At 61.3% G+C, this 15,964-nt stretch carries 18 protein-coding genes; 6 read left to right on the forward strand and 12 right to left on the reverse strand.

Going from position 1 to position 15,964, the window contains the following annotated elements:
- Positions 1 to 87: 87 nt before the first annotated feature.
- A complete protein-coding gene (locus tag C5J24_RS23230; RefSeq protein ID WP_105421320.1) occupies positions 88 to 879 on the reverse strand; it encodes a phosphatase PAP2 family protein in 792 nt (263 codons plus the stop codon).
- 230 nt (positions 880 to 1,109) lie between these two features.
- On the opposite strand from C5J24_RS23230, the gene C5J24_RS23235 reads away from it, so the two are divergent.
- A complete protein-coding gene (locus C5J24_RS23235) occupies positions 1,110 to 2,600 on the forward strand; it encodes a leucyl aminopeptidase (protein WP_105421322.1) in 1,491 nt (496 codons plus the stop codon).
- Complete coding sequence (locus tag C5J24_RS23240; RefSeq protein ID WP_105421324.1) at positions 2,600 to 3,049, forward strand: DNA polymerase III subunit chi; 450 nt, start codon at positions 2,600 to 2,602, stop codon at positions 3,047 to 3,049. Before C5J24_RS23235 ends, C5J24_RS23240 begins: the two co-directional genes overlap by 1 nt.
- An 18-nt stretch (positions 3,050 to 3,067) precedes the next feature.
- On the opposite strand, the gene C5J24_RS23245 is transcribed toward C5J24_RS23240, so the two are convergent.
- From C5J24_RS23245 to C5J24_RS23275, 7 genes are all read right to left on the reverse strand, one after another.
- A complete protein-coding gene (locus C5J24_RS23245) occupies positions 3,068 to 3,928 on the reverse strand; it encodes a polysaccharide deacetylase family protein (RefSeq protein ID WP_105421326.1) in 861 nt (286 codons plus the stop codon).
- Positions 3,929 to 4,001: 73 nt separating this feature from the next.
- A complete protein-coding gene (locus C5J24_RS23250) occupies positions 4,002 to 4,301 on the reverse strand; it encodes a type II toxin-antitoxin system RelE/ParE family toxin (protein WP_105421328.1) in 300 nt (99 codons plus the stop codon).
- 5 nt (positions 4,302 to 4,306) lie between these two features.
- A complete protein-coding gene (locus tag C5J24_RS23255; RefSeq protein WP_105421330.1) occupies positions 4,307 to 4,600 on the reverse strand; it encodes a CopG family ribbon-helix-helix protein in 294 nt (97 codons plus the stop codon).
- A gap of 284 nt (positions 4,601 to 4,884) precedes the next feature.
- Positions 4,885 to 5,421, reverse strand: coding sequence for a TadE/TadG family type IV pilus assembly protein (locus C5J24_RS23260; protein WP_172724111.1), 537 nt, complete (start codon positions 5,419 to 5,421; stop codon positions 4,885 to 4,887).
- 65 nt (positions 5,422 to 5,486) lie between these two features.
- The gene (locus tag C5J24_RS23265) at positions 5,487 to 5,996 is read right to left on the reverse strand and encodes a TadE/TadG family type IV pilus assembly protein (protein WP_172724112.1); all 510 of its coding nucleotides are present in this window, start codon (positions 5,994 to 5,996) and stop codon (positions 5,487 to 5,489) included.
- Positions 5,997 to 6,005: 9 nt separating this feature from the next.
- Positions 6,006 to 7,364 carry a TadE/TadG family type IV pilus assembly protein gene (locus tag C5J24_RS23270; protein WP_105421336.1) on the reverse strand — a complete coding sequence of 453 codons (1,359 nt, stop codon included), beginning with the start codon at positions 7,362 to 7,364 and terminating at the stop codon, positions 6,006 to 6,008.
- A 168-nt stretch (positions 7,365 to 7,532) separates the two neighbouring features.
- Positions 7,533 to 9,416, reverse strand: a complete 1,884-nt coding sequence (locus tag C5J24_RS23275; protein ID WP_105421338.1) for an ATP-binding cassette domain-containing protein — start codon at positions 9,414 to 9,416, stop codon at positions 7,533 to 7,535.
- Positions 9,417 to 9,584: 168 nt separating this feature from the next.
- Here C5J24_RS23275 and C5J24_RS23280 point away from each other — a divergent pair, with 168 nt between their 5' ends.
- Positions 9,585 to 10,469, forward strand: coding sequence for a hypothetical protein (locus C5J24_RS23280; protein ID WP_172724113.1), 885 nt, complete (start codon positions 9,585 to 9,587; stop codon positions 10,467 to 10,469).
- Between the two features lie 76 nt (positions 10,470 to 10,545).
- Here the strand turns inward: C5J24_RS23280 and C5J24_RS23285 are convergent, their stop codons facing one another.
- Positions 10,546 to 11,259 carry a Crp/Fnr family transcriptional regulator gene (locus tag C5J24_RS23285; protein WP_105421342.1) on the reverse strand — a complete coding sequence of 238 codons (714 nt, stop codon included), beginning with the start codon at positions 11,257 to 11,259 and terminating at the stop codon, positions 10,546 to 10,548.
- Between the two features lie 219 nt (positions 11,260 to 11,478).
- Here C5J24_RS23285 and C5J24_RS23290 point away from each other — a divergent pair, with 219 nt between their 5' ends.
- On the forward strand, positions 11,479 to 12,198 hold the full coding sequence (locus tag C5J24_RS23290; protein WP_105421344.1) for a hypothetical protein: 720 nt from the start codon (positions 11,479 to 11,481) through the stop codon (positions 12,196 to 12,198).
- Between the two features lie 131 nt (positions 12,199 to 12,329).
- Here the strand turns inward: C5J24_RS23290 and C5J24_RS23295 are convergent, their stop codons facing one another.
- The gene (locus tag C5J24_RS23295) at positions 12,330 to 13,364 is read right to left on the reverse strand and encodes a diguanylate cyclase (RefSeq protein ID WP_105421346.1); all 1,035 of its coding nucleotides are present in this window, start codon (positions 13,362 to 13,364) and stop codon (positions 12,330 to 12,332) included.
- A gap of 206 nt (positions 13,365 to 13,570) precedes the next feature.
- Here C5J24_RS23295 and C5J24_RS23300 point away from each other — a divergent pair, with 206 nt between their 5' ends.
- Together C5J24_RS23300 and ndk are read left to right on the forward strand one after the other, a co-directional pair.
- Positions 13,571 to 14,260, forward strand: coding sequence for a glutathione S-transferase family protein (locus C5J24_RS23300; protein ID WP_105403016.1), 690 nt, complete (start codon positions 13,571 to 13,573; stop codon positions 14,258 to 14,260).
- Between the two features lie 96 nt (positions 14,261 to 14,356).
- The gene (gene ndk, locus C5J24_RS23305; protein WP_007769585.1) at positions 14,357 to 14,779 is read left to right on the forward strand and encodes a nucleoside-diphosphate kinase; all 423 of its coding nucleotides are present in this window, start codon (positions 14,357 to 14,359) and stop codon (positions 14,777 to 14,779) included.
- An 88-nt stretch (positions 14,780 to 14,867) separates the two neighbouring features.
- On the opposite strand, the gene C5J24_RS23310 is transcribed toward ndk, so the two are convergent.
- Entirely contained in the window at positions 14,868 to 15,371 is a 504-nt protein-coding gene (locus tag C5J24_RS23310) for a hypothetical protein (RefSeq protein ID WP_371674783.1), read from the reverse strand.
- Complete coding sequence (locus C5J24_RS23315) at positions 15,365 to 15,913, reverse strand: CGNR zinc finger domain-containing protein (RefSeq protein ID WP_105421350.1); 549 nt, start codon at positions 15,911 to 15,913, stop codon at positions 15,365 to 15,367. Before C5J24_RS23315 ends, C5J24_RS23310 begins: the two co-directional genes overlap by 7 nt.
- Positions 15,914 to 15,964: the final 51 nt, after the last annotated feature.

Genomic DNA, 15,964 nt, shown 5'->3' on the forward strand with positions numbered 1-15,964 from the left:
ACCCGGGGAATGGTGACAGCTGGTTACCCCGAGATGACGGTCGCGCCTATCTAAGCGATTGATATCAGCTTTGCGACAGGGGCTGCGTCACAAATTTGTTTGCGAATTCCGTTTTCTTCTTCGCTGTGACATTTCGAAACACGCAGCCACCGCTGCATAGACCACCAGCGACGACAACCAGCCGAGCGTCACGTCCGAAAAGTAATGGCCGCCGAAGGAGGTCCTGAGTGCCGGCGAGATCAGCGAGATGGCGATCAGGGGTGGGCCGAGCACCGGACGCAGCGGTTTCGGCAGCAAAACGATGAGGCAGGCCAGCCATCCGGCGCCCGCCGCCTCGCCGGAAATGAAGGAACAGTTGCCGACACAGGCGCCGCCGAAATCGCCGGCCGGCGTGAACACATCCTTGCCGCCGAAAAAGTCGGTCTCGTAGGGGCGGGGCCGGTTGGAGACCTGCTTCAGGATCAGGTTGACCAGCACATACGGGCCGATCAGGAAGGAAACCAGGGCGATGGAATAATCCCGCGTCTTGCGCGGGCTGTAGGTCTCGCCGTGGTGCTGCAGGTTGGCGATCAGCCGGTAGAGGAGATAGATCGCGACCAGCGCCGGCAGGTAGAAGAGAACGCGCCGGATCAGGACGAACAGGGTTTCCGTACCATAGGGAAAACTGCCGCAGACCCGGCCTCGTTCGATAGCCTCGCCGCAGGCGGCCTGGGCGAAGAAGGCGCGTGCCACGGCAAGGTCGATCTCGGGTACCAGGTAGAAGACCGCCAGCAGCACCCACCAGAGCGCCATCAGCACGATGAACCAGCCCTTCGGCCTGGCAAAGAATCGTCGCATGGCGGCAAGCCATTCGGGGAGGGTTTGGGAAGGCGATGTCATGCGAAATGATCCGTTGGTCGTCGGGCGGCGCGACCCTAGAGCAAGACGCGTCGGATTTGAACAGGTGCTGGCTGCCGATAGAGGGAATGTCCCCTCCCGAAATCAGGCTTTTTGACGCGCCGGAGAGGGAGCCCGCAACCGGGTTGACGCAGTTGTGACATCTCGCCCTTGCGCTTCAAGCCGAAACGGCGATGATCGCCGCGTTCTTTCGAAAGCCTCCTGGAGTCGCAATGTCCGTGAAATTCGATATCTCCTTCGCCAAGTCCGCCAAGATCGACGGCGGCCTTGCCATCCAGCTCAAGCTTGCCGGCAACGGACCGGCAGCGGGAGCTGCCGATGCCGATCCTGCCGGCATCGTGACCCGGGCGGCGGAGATCGCGAAGTTTTCCGGCAAGTCGATGTCGACGCTGGACATTATCGCGCCGCAGGGGTCTCCCGCCGACAGGCTGGTCGTGCTCGGCCTCGGCAAGGCCGAGGCGCTGACCGCCTATGACTGGCTGAAGGCGGGCGGCATCGCCGCTTCCACGGTCAAGTCGATGACCAGGGTGGCGATCTTTACGGATGTGCCCGGCCTTGCGGTCGGCGCTGCCGAACTGGCCGGCTTCGCGCTCGGCATGCTGCTGCGGGCCTACAGTTTCGACACCTACAAGACGAAGAAGGGCGACGACGAGGAAAAGGCGCCGAAGACGGTGAAGGTGACGATCGTCACTGCCGATCCTGCGGCCGCCAAGAAGGCTTTCGCCGAATCCGAGGCGATCGCCGGCGGCGTGCTTTTGGCCCGCGAACTCGTCAACCTGCCGCCCAACGTGCTCGGACCGGTCGAATTCGCCGACCGGGCGAAGGAACTGGAGAAGCTCGGCGTCGAGGTGGAAATCCTCACCGAGAAGGAGATGAAGAAGCTCGGCATGGGCGCGCTTCTCGGCGTGGCGCAAGGTTCGGTCCGGCCGCCGCGGCTTGCCATCATGCAATGGAAGGGCGGCAAGCCGAAGGATGCGCCGGTTGCCTTCATCGGCAAGGGCGTCGTTTTCGATACCGGCGGCATTTCCATCAAGCCGGGTGCCGGCATGGAGGACATGAAGGGCGACATGGGCGGCGCCGCTGCCGTGATCGGCCTGATGCATACGCTTGGCGCCCGCAAGGCCAAGGTCAACGCGATCGGCATTCTCGGCCTCGTCGAGAACATGCCCGACGGCAACGCCCAGCGACCGGGCGACATCGTCACCACCATGTCGGGCCAGACGATCGAGATCATCAACACCGATGCGGAAGGCCGGCTGGTGCTTGCCGATGCGCTTCACTATTGCAACGATCGCTTCAAGCCGCGTTTCATGATCAATCTCGCCACCCTGACCGGCGCGATCCTGGTGGCGCTCGGCAATCTGCAGGCGGGCCTGTTCTCCAACGACGACACGCTGGCCGGCCAGTTGGCCGGCGTCGGGGACGTCACCGGCGAGCGCCTGTGGCGCATGCCGCTCGGCAAGGAATACGACAAGCTGATCGATTCGAAATTCGCAGACATGAAGAATACCGGCGGCCGCAACGCCGGGTCGATCACCGCAGCGCAACTGCTGAAGCGCTTCGTGGGTGAAACCCCCTGGGCGCATCTCGATATCGCCGGCACCGCGATGAACTCCCCGTCGAGCGAGATCAACCAGTCCTGGGGATCCGGCTACGGCGTCCGGCTGCTGGACGAACTCGTGCGGGCGCATTACGAGAGCTAATGACTGAAGTCCTGTTCTACCACCTGACCGAATCGAAGCTCGAGGAGGCGCTGCCAGCGCTGCTCGAAAAGAGCGTCGAGCGTGGCTGGAAGGTGGCGGTGCAGACGAACGGCGATCTGCGCCGGGATTTTCTCGACGCGCATCTCTGGACCTTCCGCGAGGACAGTTTTCTGCCGCATGGCACCGACGCCTCGCCGATGGCCGAAGCGCAACCGGTGCTGCTGACCTCCGCTGCCGAAAACGGCAACGGTGCGACGGTTCGTTTTCTGGTGGATGGTGCCGAGCCGCCGCCGATCGCCGACTATGACCGGATCGTCTTCATGTTCGACGGCTACGATACCGTCCAGCTCGACAACGCCCGCGCCCAGTGGAAGAAGCTGAAGGGCGAGGGGCATGCGCTGACCTACTGGCAGCAGTCGGAAGAGGGGCGCTGGGTCAAGAAGGCCTGACCCCGCGCATTCTTTCCCTCAGTTCAGCCAAGCCATCATCATCGACGAATTGCTGTGGCGCAGGCGAACGACTTTGTAGCCTTCGGCGCTGAGCTGGGTAAGCAGCGCCGGCAGCATGGCGGCCGTGCGGGCATGGATGTCGTGCAGCAGGATGATGCCCTTGCCGTGGGTGCGCAGCGAATTCATCGTGCGGGTTGCGACGGCGGCCGGCGAGACGCCGAAATAATCCTTGGAATCGACCTGGACGTCCAGCACCACCATGCTGTTCGAGGCGACCCACTGGCGCAGGCGCCTGGTGTCGGCGAGATAGGGGAAGCGGAAGAAGCCGGCATCCTCATGGGTGACGCTGGTCACCGCATCGCGCCCCTTTTCGATTTCGGCCACGGCCGCATCGAAGGAAAGGTTCTGCAGGTCGGCATGGCGATAGGTATGGCTGCCGATCGTGTGGCCGGCATTGACCACCTTGCGGGCGATCTCCGGATGGGCCTTGGCCATCTGCCCGACCATCAGGAAGGTGGCCTTGACGTCGTATTCGTCGAGGATGGAGAGGATCTTCTCCGTCTTCTCCGTCTTCTTCGGCATCGGGCCGTCGTCGAAGGTCAGCACGACCTCCTTGTTGGCAAGCTTCAGGTCGGAAAGCGACGAGGCGGTGAGGGTGCGGCCGGAAAGGCTGCCCGGATTGTTGAAACGCCCCCAGGCAACGGGCGTCAGCGCCACCGGCGAATCCGCCTCCGCCTTTTTGGGCGATTTGGACGAGGAAAGCCCCTTGGCGGGTGCAAATGAAGTGGCAAGCGAGCCGCTCTCGGTCTGGCTGCGGCCGGCGCAGGAGGAAAGAAGGCACGCGACGGCGGCGGCGGCACAAAGGACGCGGACAAACATGGGAGCGACTCGGCTGAAAAATGACTAAGGAGTTGAAGCGACGTCACATTCGCCGATTATGGTTAATGGCTGGTTATGATGGATCGCTGGCCGGGCTCAATTGGCGAAACGAGCGTCCGTCCCAGATACGGAGGATCTCGATCCTATCCGCCTGGATGCGGTAGAGAATGATGAAAGGGGTCCTCGCGATCACGAGTTCCCGTGTGCCCGACAGTGCCCCAGGGCGTCCCGCTTGCGGATTGTCTTTGAGAAGTTGCTCGGCGTTTTGAAACCGCAGCCGCGCATACCGAGCACCGTCTGGAAATACGTGCGTATAATACTCTTTCATCCATCGAAGATCGGCGCGCGTTCGCGGCAGATAGACGATCTTCATCAGGATCAGGCGCGTCTGGAAAGTTTTGTAAATATATCCGGTTCCGGTTCCGGGAGTTCGTTCTCCGAACCCCAGGAGGCAATCCAGTCTGCCATTTTTTCGCTGGAAACAAAGGTGCCTTCGTCGGCGGACGCAATCGCCTGCTCAAGCTGAAGGCGTTTTTCCGCCTGGCTTTCCAGGTAGGTCTCGATAGCCGTCGCCGCGATTTCGGCCATCTTCTGTTCGCTGGCTTCAGCTTCTGCTTGAAGGCGCGCCTGGACGTCTGGCTTGAGGCGAAGTGACAGCGGATGGCTTTGCATTGGCAACCTGATGAGCTGTGTGTTGGCCGCGCAATAATAACCTGAAACTCCGGTTATCCCAAAGCAGAACTTCGTTCTGGGAGCGCCGCTTCATATCTGCCGGGAGGATGAGGCGAATGGCAAACAGGCGAGGTCGGTGAAGGCGAAATTCTCGCTGGCGTAGAACCGTGCGGCGCCGGCAGTCTTGGTGTCAACGCCACTGACGCAGTCGCCGCAATCGAGGTTTGCGGATGCGGTTCCTTTGCCGCGGCAGCTTTCGCGAGGACAACCTCTGTTGGACGGCCCTACTTCTTGGCGATTTTGTCGCCGACCCGCGGGCGGGAGATCGCCTTGCCGACGAAGCTGTACTCACCCGAGCCGGTGACTGCGGAAAACAGAGAGGTGAAAGGCGTCGCCATTGCATAATTCACCTGCACGACGACGAGCTGCACATTGCTTTCGATCAGATCGGCGGGGATTTCGAAGGCGGGCGGATCCCCGGATACCTGCGCGTTCGTTTGATAGGCCGACGACCAGTTGACCTTCGCGTTGCCTGCGGCGTCGAAGTCTACGAGGGCGACCTGGATTGCGAGTGCGCTGCTGTCGAAGGGAATGAGAATGGAGGCGGTCCCTTGGAGAAGGGTATTGAGCTCGCTGTTGCTCCAGCTTGTTTCCTGGGAGACGATGTCGCTCGCCACTTCCGCGATCTGGTTGATCTTCCGCTTCACCATCAGGCCTTCTCCGAGATCGACGGTGCCCGCGAACAGCAGCGCCATCACCGGCAGAAGCAGGGTGAACTCGATGCCAGACTGGCCTTTGCGGTCGGCGAGCAAAGCCCGCATGCTGCTTTCGCGCCGGTTCCCTTGCCTGTGGTCGGGATCATGCCTTGGTGCCATCGTGCGATGTCTCAAAAGGGTTCATTTCTGAAAACCACGGAAGCCGAGAGCACATAGGTTCCATCGGCGAGCGTGTTGACGTCCGCGCCGATCGCGGCCAGCAGGCTGTCCCAGGGAAGGAAAGCCTGGATCATCACGTAGTCCCCCGACGCGGCCGGAGAAAAGCTCTCGGTTACGGAGAGAACGCCGCCGCTGACCGGCGACGTGAAGCTCATCGACGAGAAATCGGACATCGTGGTGGTCGTGACCAGCAGTTCGTCTTCGCAGCTGAACGCGAGCGCCATGCCGTCGCAGACATTGCTCTTGAAAGTGGCGAGATCCCAGCCGTTCGAATGGGCGCTGCCGACCCGGACGGAACGGGCGGCCACATGCAGGGCCGAATCGAGCGCGCTGTCGACGAAGAACATCAGCGCCATATCGAGAATGCAAAACAGGAAGACGAAGAATGGCAGGACGAGCAGTGCAAACTCGACCGCGGCGGTTCCCTGCTCGTTCCGTAGGAGGGCTTTGAAACGGTGCATCGCCGTCATCTAGTTTGTCAGCCTTACCTTGGAGAGATATTGCTTGAAGAGCGAGGACAGGCCTTCCTCGATTTCCTCGGCAGAGTTCGCCTGGAGGAAAAGATCGCCGCTCGTTGCGCATTCTTCGAGTGCTTTGGGGATATAGGCTGTCCGCGTACTGCTGCTCTTGCCGGAAGCGACCGTGCCACCCCAGATCGAACTGAAGCCGCTGCTGCTCATGGTCTTGCCGAGCGTCGCATTGTAACCCCAGTCCCAGGTCATCGGCAGGTATTCGGTATAGAGAACGCCGATAGTGGCGTCGAGGTCCTTCACCTGTTTGCACCACTTGGAATTGATCGGGGTGACGACGGTCTGCAGCGAGCTTTTTGCCGTCGGGAAGCGGATGCCGGAATTGTCTTGCAGCACCCAGTTGCGCTCGGACTGGACGCCGTCCGTCAGAATCAACACGAGTTTCAGCGGCTCATCTTTGCTGGCTCCGTCCCCGGCCGCTCCGATCATGGGCTTGAGGGCCGTCAGGGAAGTGTCGAAATATGTCGCCTCTTCGGACGTCGCGCTCGTCATCCCGCTGGTTTTGTCGTTCAGCTTCGTCCGGGCCGTCGAGGTCGAGAAGGTGGGCGACAATACCTGGGTCGTAGTCTTGCCAAGGGTATAGAGGCCGACCCGGATGCGCTCATGGGCGGCGTCTGCCGTGTCGATGAGGTCTAGAACTTCGCGCGCGGCGTCCACCGAGACATCGGCCCGCAGCTTGATGTTCATCGCCACCGACAGGTCGTAGACGTTGCTGTAGGTCTTGCCCTTGTAGGAGAAGGTCGCCCCTTCCGGCGTATGGCACGCAAAGGCGCAGTTGGCGGGTGACGACATCAGGCTGGACTGACCGGCGCTCGTCGCCGCGAGCAGCATCGAAGCGGATTTGTCGAGTACGATATGGACATCGAGATAGGCGCGGCCGGGACCTTCGACCGATGAGGCGGTGGCGACGCCGACGTCATCTATGCCTGCAATCTTGAGTAGCGTCGTGGGCACTGTAGCACGGGCTGTCGCCGTGATCTTATTGTTCGATGTGTCGATGTCGATTTCTTCGAGTGTGTAGCCGCCGCTCCCGAGATCGGTCTGGGCAGCAAACCACTCCTGGATGCGCTTTTTGAGTGCGGCATTGTCCAGTGTTCCCACGCTTTTCACTGCGCCGAGCAAGGCGGAATCGAGATCGGCCTGCATCTTTGAACGGGCGTTATAGGCCCGCACGTAGTCGAGGCTGGCGCCGACGGCGGTGATCAGCGGGACGAGCAGCAGGGAGAACATGATGGCAATATTGCCGCGGCGATCCGCGAGCAGGCCAGAAAGAGCGAGAAGCCGCCGCGGATTGGACATAAGGCCTGAAAATCATCCCTGTGAATAATCGGCCGATATTATAATGCATTCCTAATTTAATGATTAATCGCATTGCGGGTGCCGGGTTCGGCGATTTCCCCCGCCACACCGCCGGGGACATCGCTGGCCTGGTCGGCTAGAGGTTAGTATTCAACCGCTGGAGCAAGGTCAGCTCGCCATCGCCTCCTCGTACTCCGACGACAGCATCAGCCATTCCTCTTCGGCAGACGAGAGCTTTGCGGCCGCTTCTCCGCGTTCCTTGGCCTTCTGGGCCGCCTTGGCGGGAGTTTTTTCGTAGAGGGCGGGGTCGCCAAGTTCTTTATCAAGAGCCTTGATCAGTTTCTCCAGCTTGGCGGTTACCGCTTCGATTTCGTTGATCTTCTTCTTGAGCGGCGCCAGCGAGGCGCGCTTTTCGGCGTTCGCCTTGCGCTGGTCCGCCTTGGAGGAGAGATCTTCGGTCAGCTCAACTTTTTCTTCTTTTTTTTTACCGGAGCTGACGATCAGGTTGCGGTATTCCTCCATGTCGCCTTCGAAATTCGACACCGTGCCGTTGTTGACCAGCCACAGCCGGTCGACGGTGGCCTCGATCAGGTGACGATCGTGGCTGATCAGGATGACGGCGCCCTCGTAGTCGTTGAGCGCTTCGATCAGCGCACGGCGGCTGTCGATGTCGAGATGGTTGGTCGGTTCGTCGAGGATCAGGAGGTTTGGCGCGTGGAAGGCGGCAAGGCCCATCAGCAGGCGCGCCTTTTCGCCGCCCGACAGGTCTTTTGCGGCCGTCGCCATCTTTTCCGTCGCAAGCCCCATCTGCGCCACGCGGGCGCGAACCTTGGCCTCTGGCGCATCCGGCATCAGCCGGCGCACATGGGCCACGGGCGAATCCGCCGGCACGAGATCGTCGAGCTGATGCTGGGCGAAGAAGCCGATCTTCAGGCTCGGCGCCAGGCGGATATCGCCGCTTTCCGCCTTGAGGCGGCTGGCGATGAACTTGGCGAAGGTCGACTTGCCGTTGCCGTTCGAGCCGAGCAGGGCGATGCGGTCGTCGTTGTCGATGCGCAGCGTGATGTTCTTGAGGATCGGCTTGCCCGGTTCATAACCGACGGCGGCGTTCTGGATCGCAACGATCGGCGAGGCGGGCTGTTTTTCCGGCTCGGGAAAGGTGATCGGCTGCACATGGTCCTCGATCACCGCGGCGACGGTACCCATGCGCTCCAGCGCCTTGACGCGGCTCTGCGCCTGCCGGGCCTTGGTGGCCTTGGCCTTGAAGCGGTCGATGAAGCTCTGCAGGTGCTTGCGGGCTGCCTCGTTCTTGGCCTTGGCCTTGGTCTGCAATTCGTCGGCCTCAGCCTTCTGCCGCTCGAACTGGTCGTAGCCGCCGCGGTAGAAGGTCAGCTTCTTCTGGTCGAGATGCACGATGGCGTTGACCGCGTTGTTGAGGAGGTCGCGGTCATGGCTGATGATGATGACGGTATGCGGATAACGCCGGATATAGTCCTCCAGCCATAACGTGCCTTCGAGATCGAGATAGTTGGTCGGTTCGTCGAGCAGCAGCAGGTCTGGCTCGGCAAACAGGACGGAGGCGAGCGCCACGCGCATCCGCCAGCCGCCGGAAAACGACGAGGCGGGACGCGACTGGGCTTCCTGGGAGAAGCCGAGACCGGCGAGAATGCTGGCCGCGCGCGCCTCTGCCGAATGCGCATCGATATCGACGAGCCGCATCTGGATGTCGGCGATGCGATGCGGATCGGTGGCGGTTTCCGCTTCAGCCAGAAGTGCCGCGCGCTCCTTGTCGGCGGAAAGCACGATTTCGATCAGCGAATCCTCCGTGCCCGGCGCTTCCTGCGCCACCTGGCCAAGCCGGGCGCTTTTCGGATAGGAGACCGAACCGGTTTCCGAGCCGAGCTCACCGGTGATGACCTTGAACAGCGTAGACTTGCCGGCACCGTTGCGGCCGACGAGGCCTGCCTTGGTGCCCGCGGGAAGCGTCACGCTGGCATTGTCGAGGAGGAGACGCCCGGCGATGCGGGCGGAAAGTTCGGTAATCGTGATCATGGCGGCGGTTTTGGCCGAAACACCGTTTGTTGGCAAGGGCGCCGATGGACCGGTATTTCGCTGTTCCGAGGGAAACAGAAGAAGATTGCACGTTCTGGTAGATCGTTGAGGCGGCGCCGCCGCGGGTCGCGATGGTGCGATCGAACTTCGATCGGGAGAGCAAATGTCATGAGAGTAACGAGATTGACGTGGTCGATGCTGCTGTCGGCATCCGCACTGATGACGCCGCTCAGCGCCGGGGCGGTGGAGTTTACCTGCTGGAGCCCTGGCGGTGCCATGTTGGCGGGCGCCGACGGCGGCTACTGGACTGCGGAGCGGATCGCCAACGCGATTCCGTTTGGGGAGACGATTAGCCGGGGCGAAGGTGGTCTCTCCGAACAACGGCGCAGCCTCAAGGATACCGATGCGGAGCGAGCGCCGATCAATGAAGCGCCTTATAAGTTCGGAGGCAAGCTGCTGTTTACGCTCGGCGGCGTGGATTACACGGCCAGCGCTCAGTTTGTCGCGGATGACCGGATCGTCATGGGTGCCGCCCATTCCGCCTGGGGCAACGGCAACCAAGCCACCAATATCCGCTTTTATCAAGGTTATGCGGGCGGTGGCGGGACTCTCTTCCAAATCGACCGGGTGGCGGTGCTGTTGCGCTGGACCGAGGTGTCGGGCAACCCGCCGAGCATGGCGCGGTCGCAGTTCGATTATTCGGTGATGCGCACCACCCAGGCATCCGCCGTCGGCAAGTATGAACTCGGCATTGACGGCGCCCATGTCGATGACAATGTGACGATCAGCGGCTACCCCGGCCGGCTCGACGGCGGCGAATACATGTATCGGGAAACGGCCCGCATCGCCGTGCAGGCCGGCACCGCCTACGAAGCCGGCCCGCATCCCATGTATGGAGGTGGCGCAAGCGGCGGGGCTTGGTTCGTGACCGCCAACAACGTCCATAAGGCGGTCAGCGTCGTCTCCAGCGGCGCGCCGGACGGCGTCTACGGGCCGAGTTTCACCCAGGATACCGCTGACCTGATCGCCATCGTCAAGAACGGCTGCCCGTAAGCCGCCGGATCCGGCCGGGCGCCGGGGGCGCCGGGCATCGCCACACCGGTCCGGCACTCGCAAGCATCCGTGTCATTCAGGCTGCCGGGTCTGAATGGCGCGAGATGATCTGCAGCGATCTCTTGTTGAAAATGACGATGCGGTGCTGCCGCACGCCGATCAGCCGTTCGCTTTTCCAGGCCTGGAGCTGGGCGTTGATGCGCGGCCGGCTGGCATTGATGAGCTGGCCCATGCGGCTCTGGGATATCGGTTTTTCGATGAGGATGCCGTCGCTGGTCGACCGCCCGTGGGAGGCGCCGAGATTGAGCAGCAGGCGCGCAAGGCGAATCTCCAGCGGGTAAAGCGCCATTCCCTCCGCAAACATGATGGTGCGGTGGAGCTTTCGGGCGATCGTCCGCATCAGGTATGAAGACACCTGCGGGATCGCCGAGAGTTCGTTGAAGGTTTTCCGGTCGATTTCGAGCAGCCGCGTCGCCCCGCATATCACTGCGTTCGAGGAATGCCGGTAGTTGAGGGCGAACTCGATCTCGCCGACTGCGTCCCCCGGTTGAAGTTCGGAAAAAATTACTTCATTGCCTTCCTCGGATATAAAATAAAGATAAATGCCGCCAGAAAGTATAATATAAAGTGTATCGCAAGTATCTCCATTAAAAAATAGTGTTTGCCGATCTCTATATGAGTTTATATTTATTTTATTTGCGAACGTTGAGATTACATCGTCATCAGCAGTGCTGAATAGCTCTGTTTTTCTTATCTCGTCTGAAATCTTCATGTTTTTCATTGTTTTCATCTGCCCGTATCCCCCCTGAAATCGAAAGCATGGCTGCCGTCTGTAGGGTTGATATTTAGCAAAAATGCAAACCAGGGTTGTTACCTGTGTGACATATTTTCAGATTTAAATATCCTAGGTTGTGTTCGTGCAAATGATGCTCCGCGGAAGCCGGTGCCGTGAGCACAGATGCCGTCACCGCATGGTGTGGTCGCGGCAACCCGAAAGAGGAGAGGTATTATGACAATTTTCATGGGGCCGAACGCGATCAAAGCCTTCAGCGGCCAGGCCGCCGGCCAGCCCTACAGCCTCACGGTTCTCAACGAAAACGCGAAATGGCAGCAGTTTGCCCTGTTCCAGACGATCCCGAAGATTATCGGGCCGTCGGTCGACCCCCTGTCGCTGGCCTGGATGGTCGGCGGCGCCGCTGCGGGTACCCCCGACAATCCGAGCACATCGTCCTTCAACTGGACGATCGATTATTCCGTGACGGTGGGCTACATCCAGGAACAGGGCTCGCCCAGCTCCCCGCGCTCCTTTCAGACGGCGAGCTCGGTCAGCGTCATGATCAACAATCAGAACTACGTGCCGGTGACCTATCAGGGGCCGTTCCCCTATGGCGCCCCCGGTTTTCCGGAGGGGACATCCGACTCTACGAAAGGCCTTATCCTCGCCCAGGCCGACGGCACCATTCCGACCGTGCCCGTGCAGGCCAGCAAGAGCGTCTACCTGAGTGTCGGCATCGCCATGGCCGACAAGCCGACGATCGCGGTCCAGCTGGAGCCCGGCCTCCTGTACCAGTTCACGCCGAAGCCGAAATATTACATCCTCGCCGGCTCTTTCGTTCAGGGACAGGTGATCGACACCGCGACGTCTTCGGCGGCCTACGAGGTGAACTTTGCCGGTGTCACGGATGTCTCCGTTCGGTTCACGCAGCAGAACCAGTTCGTGCCGGCATAATTCCGCTGGCCTGCTGGCAGGACAGGAGGGTGGCCGTCGGACGTATCGCTATCGGCCACCGATCTTCATTCGCCGAATAGAGGCCGCGGGAAACCGCGGCCTCTTCTGTTTTGGATAAAATCCTGGCCGTCTCAGGATGACCGTTTCGGTGCCTCGCCGTGAAGCGCGACGATCATTCGCGGATTGGCCTTGGCCGTTTCGAGCGCCGTGCCGGCCTGGAGGCGGAGTTCCTGCGGTGAAAAAGCGTCCGCGGTGAGAGCCGCGCCGACCGAAAGACCGATCCCGCTCGTGCCATCGGAGGCGGCGAAGACGAGATTGTCGGTGATCGAGGCGATCAGTCGCTCGGCGATCGGCTGCACGCTGTCGCGGCTGACGTCGCGGAAGACGAAAGCAAAATCACCCTTGCCGATGCGCGCCAGGAAATCGTTCTTCTTGATTGCCTTGCGGAAGATCGAGGCGGCCTTCTTGATGATCCGGTTGACGGCGGGATCGCCGTAGGTGCGGGCGAAATGCGGCAGGTCGGTAACCGTCACCAGGAAGAGGGCGGTATCGCGGCTGTCGGCATCGACCCCGTAGAGTGCCTCCAGCCTTTCGGCGAGCGCCGCATGGTTCGGCAGCGAGGTCAGCCGGTCGCGCAGCGTCACCGAGCGGGCAACGGACGCCTCGCGTTCGGCCTTGACGAGACGATCGGCACCGGCGCGAAGAATGGCTTCCAGTTCGGTTTCGGCGACTACGGCATCGGACAGCGAGACGCTCAGATATTCGATCTCGGCCAAAATATCCTCAGGCCCCGCCGTGCTGTCCTGGCGCAGGCTGCGGGCGACGGTTTCCAGAACCCGGCTGAAACCCTTCTTTTGGGTGACGCCGCTTGCCATCTTGTCCCGGAGTTCCAGCAGCAGCTTTATTTCCTGATCGCGGCCCCTGGCGGGCATGAGCGCCACGAAAGCCGAGAGCTGATGGCGTAGCCCCATCTCGTCGAGCACCGTCTGGGAAGGCCCGGCGGAAAGCGCCAGAACTTCGCGCGAAAGGGCGGGGTCGCCGCCCAGCAGCGCTTCGTGGAAGAGCTCGTAGTTGCGCGGCAGGCCGCTCACGTCCAGCTTCGCCATGAGCTGGACGACAGCCTGCAGGCCGCGATCCTGTCCCGTTCTGCTCGCTTCGCCCGCCATGTCTCGTCCTCACAATTGTTCGATCGTGCGACAAGCCATGCGGGACCGGTTTTAACATTTGCTAAAACGGGCCGGATTGCCCGTGGTTACGGTTAAGGGATCGTCGAAATGGTCGATCGACTGCGACCCATGAAATTTCCTGATTGGATTCAAACGAGAATTTGCTTTCAATATCGCCGGCCGAACGTTCAGATCAGGAGCCTGCCGTGACCCGTATTCTCTACTCGCTCTGCGGCGCCGACGAGAGCCGCCCATTTTCGCCCCATTGCTGGAAAGTCGTGCAGGCGCTCGCCCACAAGGGCCTGGATTTCATCGAGAAACCGACGCCGTTTACCGAGATCCCCAGCCTCGAAGGCGGGTTTTCGAAGACGGTGCCGATCCTTCGGGACGGCAACGAGCTGATCCGCGACAGTTTCGAGATCGCGCTTTATCTGGAGGAGACCTATCCGGACCGGCCGACGCTGTTCGGCGGCCCGGCCGGCAAGGCGCTCGCCCGTTTCGTCGAGGGTTTTTCCCAGATGGTGGTGCATACCGCGATCACCAAGATTGCGGTCAAGAACATTCACGACATGCTCGGGGAGACGGACCAGGTCTATTTCCGCGCCAGCCGTGAGGCTCGGCTCGGCAGGACGCTCGAAGAGATGGAAGCGAGCCGCCAGGCGGAGATCGACGGTTTCTCGCCGAAGCTGGAGCCGATCCGCCACGCCCTGAAATATCATGACTTCATCGGCGGCGACGGCCCGCTTTTCGTCGACTACATCCTGTTCGGCGCGCTGCAGTGGATGCGCATCACCGCCGGCACCAAGGTGTTTTCCGATGACGACCCGGTGGGGTTGTGGTTCGAGCGCTGTCTCGACCTGCATAATGGCGTCGGACGCAGTGTGACAGCGGCGTGAAATTGCCCGAACCCCCTTGTTTCCAGCGAAAGGGGCGGGTAAAGACCGCCCACTTTCCCCCTAGTCAGGGGGCCACAGGAAACGAAGGATAAAACAATGGCGATTGAACGCACGTTTTCGATGATCAAGCCGGATGCCACCAAGCGTAACCTCACGGGCGCCATCACCAAGGTGTTTGAAGACAATGGCCTGCGCGTCATCGCTTCCAAGCGCGTCTGGATGAGCAAGCGCGAGGCAGAAGGCTTCTACGCCGTTCACAAGGAACGTCCGTTCTTCGGCGAACTGGTTGAAGGCATGACCTCCGGCCCGACCATCGTTCAGGTTCTGGAAGGCGAAAACGCCATCCTGAAGAACCGCGAGATCATGGGCGCCACCAATCCGGCAAACGCCGACGAAGGCACCATCCGCAAGACCTTCGCGCTGTCGATCGGCGAGAACTCGGTTCACGGTTCCGACGCTCCGGAAACTGCCGCCCAGGAAATCGCCTACTGGTTCTCCGAAACCGAGATCGTCGGCTGATTTAAGCCCAATCTCGACGGAAGACTTTGAAGAAACCGGGGTTTGGCCCCGGTTTTTTCGTTATGGGATATTCGGCGGCGTCTCCGCCTCAGGCCGGGCAGTCGTCGTCCCGCCCGTAGTCTACCGTCCCGTCCGACTTGAAGACGTCCGGGTTCCGTTCGTAGCCGGCTCCGAGCACCAGCGGCTTGCTGGGAAGCACCGACTGGTCGACGTCCGAGACGAGCTGGGTCTTCAGTTCCTGCAGCGTCCGCCCGCCCGCATCCACCAGCCGGATATCCACGGAATAGGGCTTGTCCTTGCGCACGCAGCGGACATTGGGGCTCTGCAGGGTGATCTTGTTCCAGGCGGGGAAAATTTTCTCACTGATGACGATCGGATCGCCGCCTGCGGGGTCGTGGAATTTGGCGATCGCCACGGTCCCCTCCGGTATCGGCCCGGTCTTGTTAAGCGTCACGAGGTAGGTGGCGCTGGCGACCCGGTAGTTGAACACGAAGATATGCCCGCTCACCTCGACCAGCTTTTCGGTTTCCCGCTGGCATGCGGCAAGGGTGAGGGCTGCAAGGCTGAGAACCATAAACCGGTGCGTCATGATGCGGCCTCCTTTTTCCTCCGATGATAATGGCGGCTGGCTTTAACCCGGTTGCCGCACACCGCCATGTCGCACCAGGTACGGCTTCGGTTGCGGCTTCGGTCGAGGAACAGCCAGCCGCAACTGCCGCAGATCTTCATCCGCGAAATCTCTTCCTCGGCAAGCAGCCTGAGCGCCGAATGGGCGGTCGCCGCCTCCAGCGAATTCCTCTCGGCACGGCGCAGGATAGCCGCCGTCGCTTCGAGGAAATCGGCAAGCAACGCCTGCGCGTCGTCACCACGAACACGGGCGCGAAAATAGCGGTCTATCGCTTCGCGCAGCGCGATGAACGGCGTGTGGTTCTCGGCCGGGACAGGTGCGAGATCCCCGAACAGCGCCCGCTCGGCCGAGAATTTCTCGGCTGCTTTCGGAAAGGCGTGCATCTGCTGCGGCTCGGCGAACCGGTCGATGCTGCGCTCGGGATCGAAGCGCAGGATGACACTGTTGGCGACATCCAGCGCCAGCGCGCCGCCGGCAAAACGATGCGGGGTCCAGGAAAAGCTCATGCGATATTATAACTGGCAAAATGCGATTGACCAGTTATATTCATCGCCGCT

The organism is Neorhizobium sp. T25_27 (assembly GCF_002968565.1).
Lineage (GTDB): Bacteria > Pseudomonadota > Alphaproteobacteria > Rhizobiales > Rhizobiaceae > Neorhizobium > Neorhizobium tomejilense.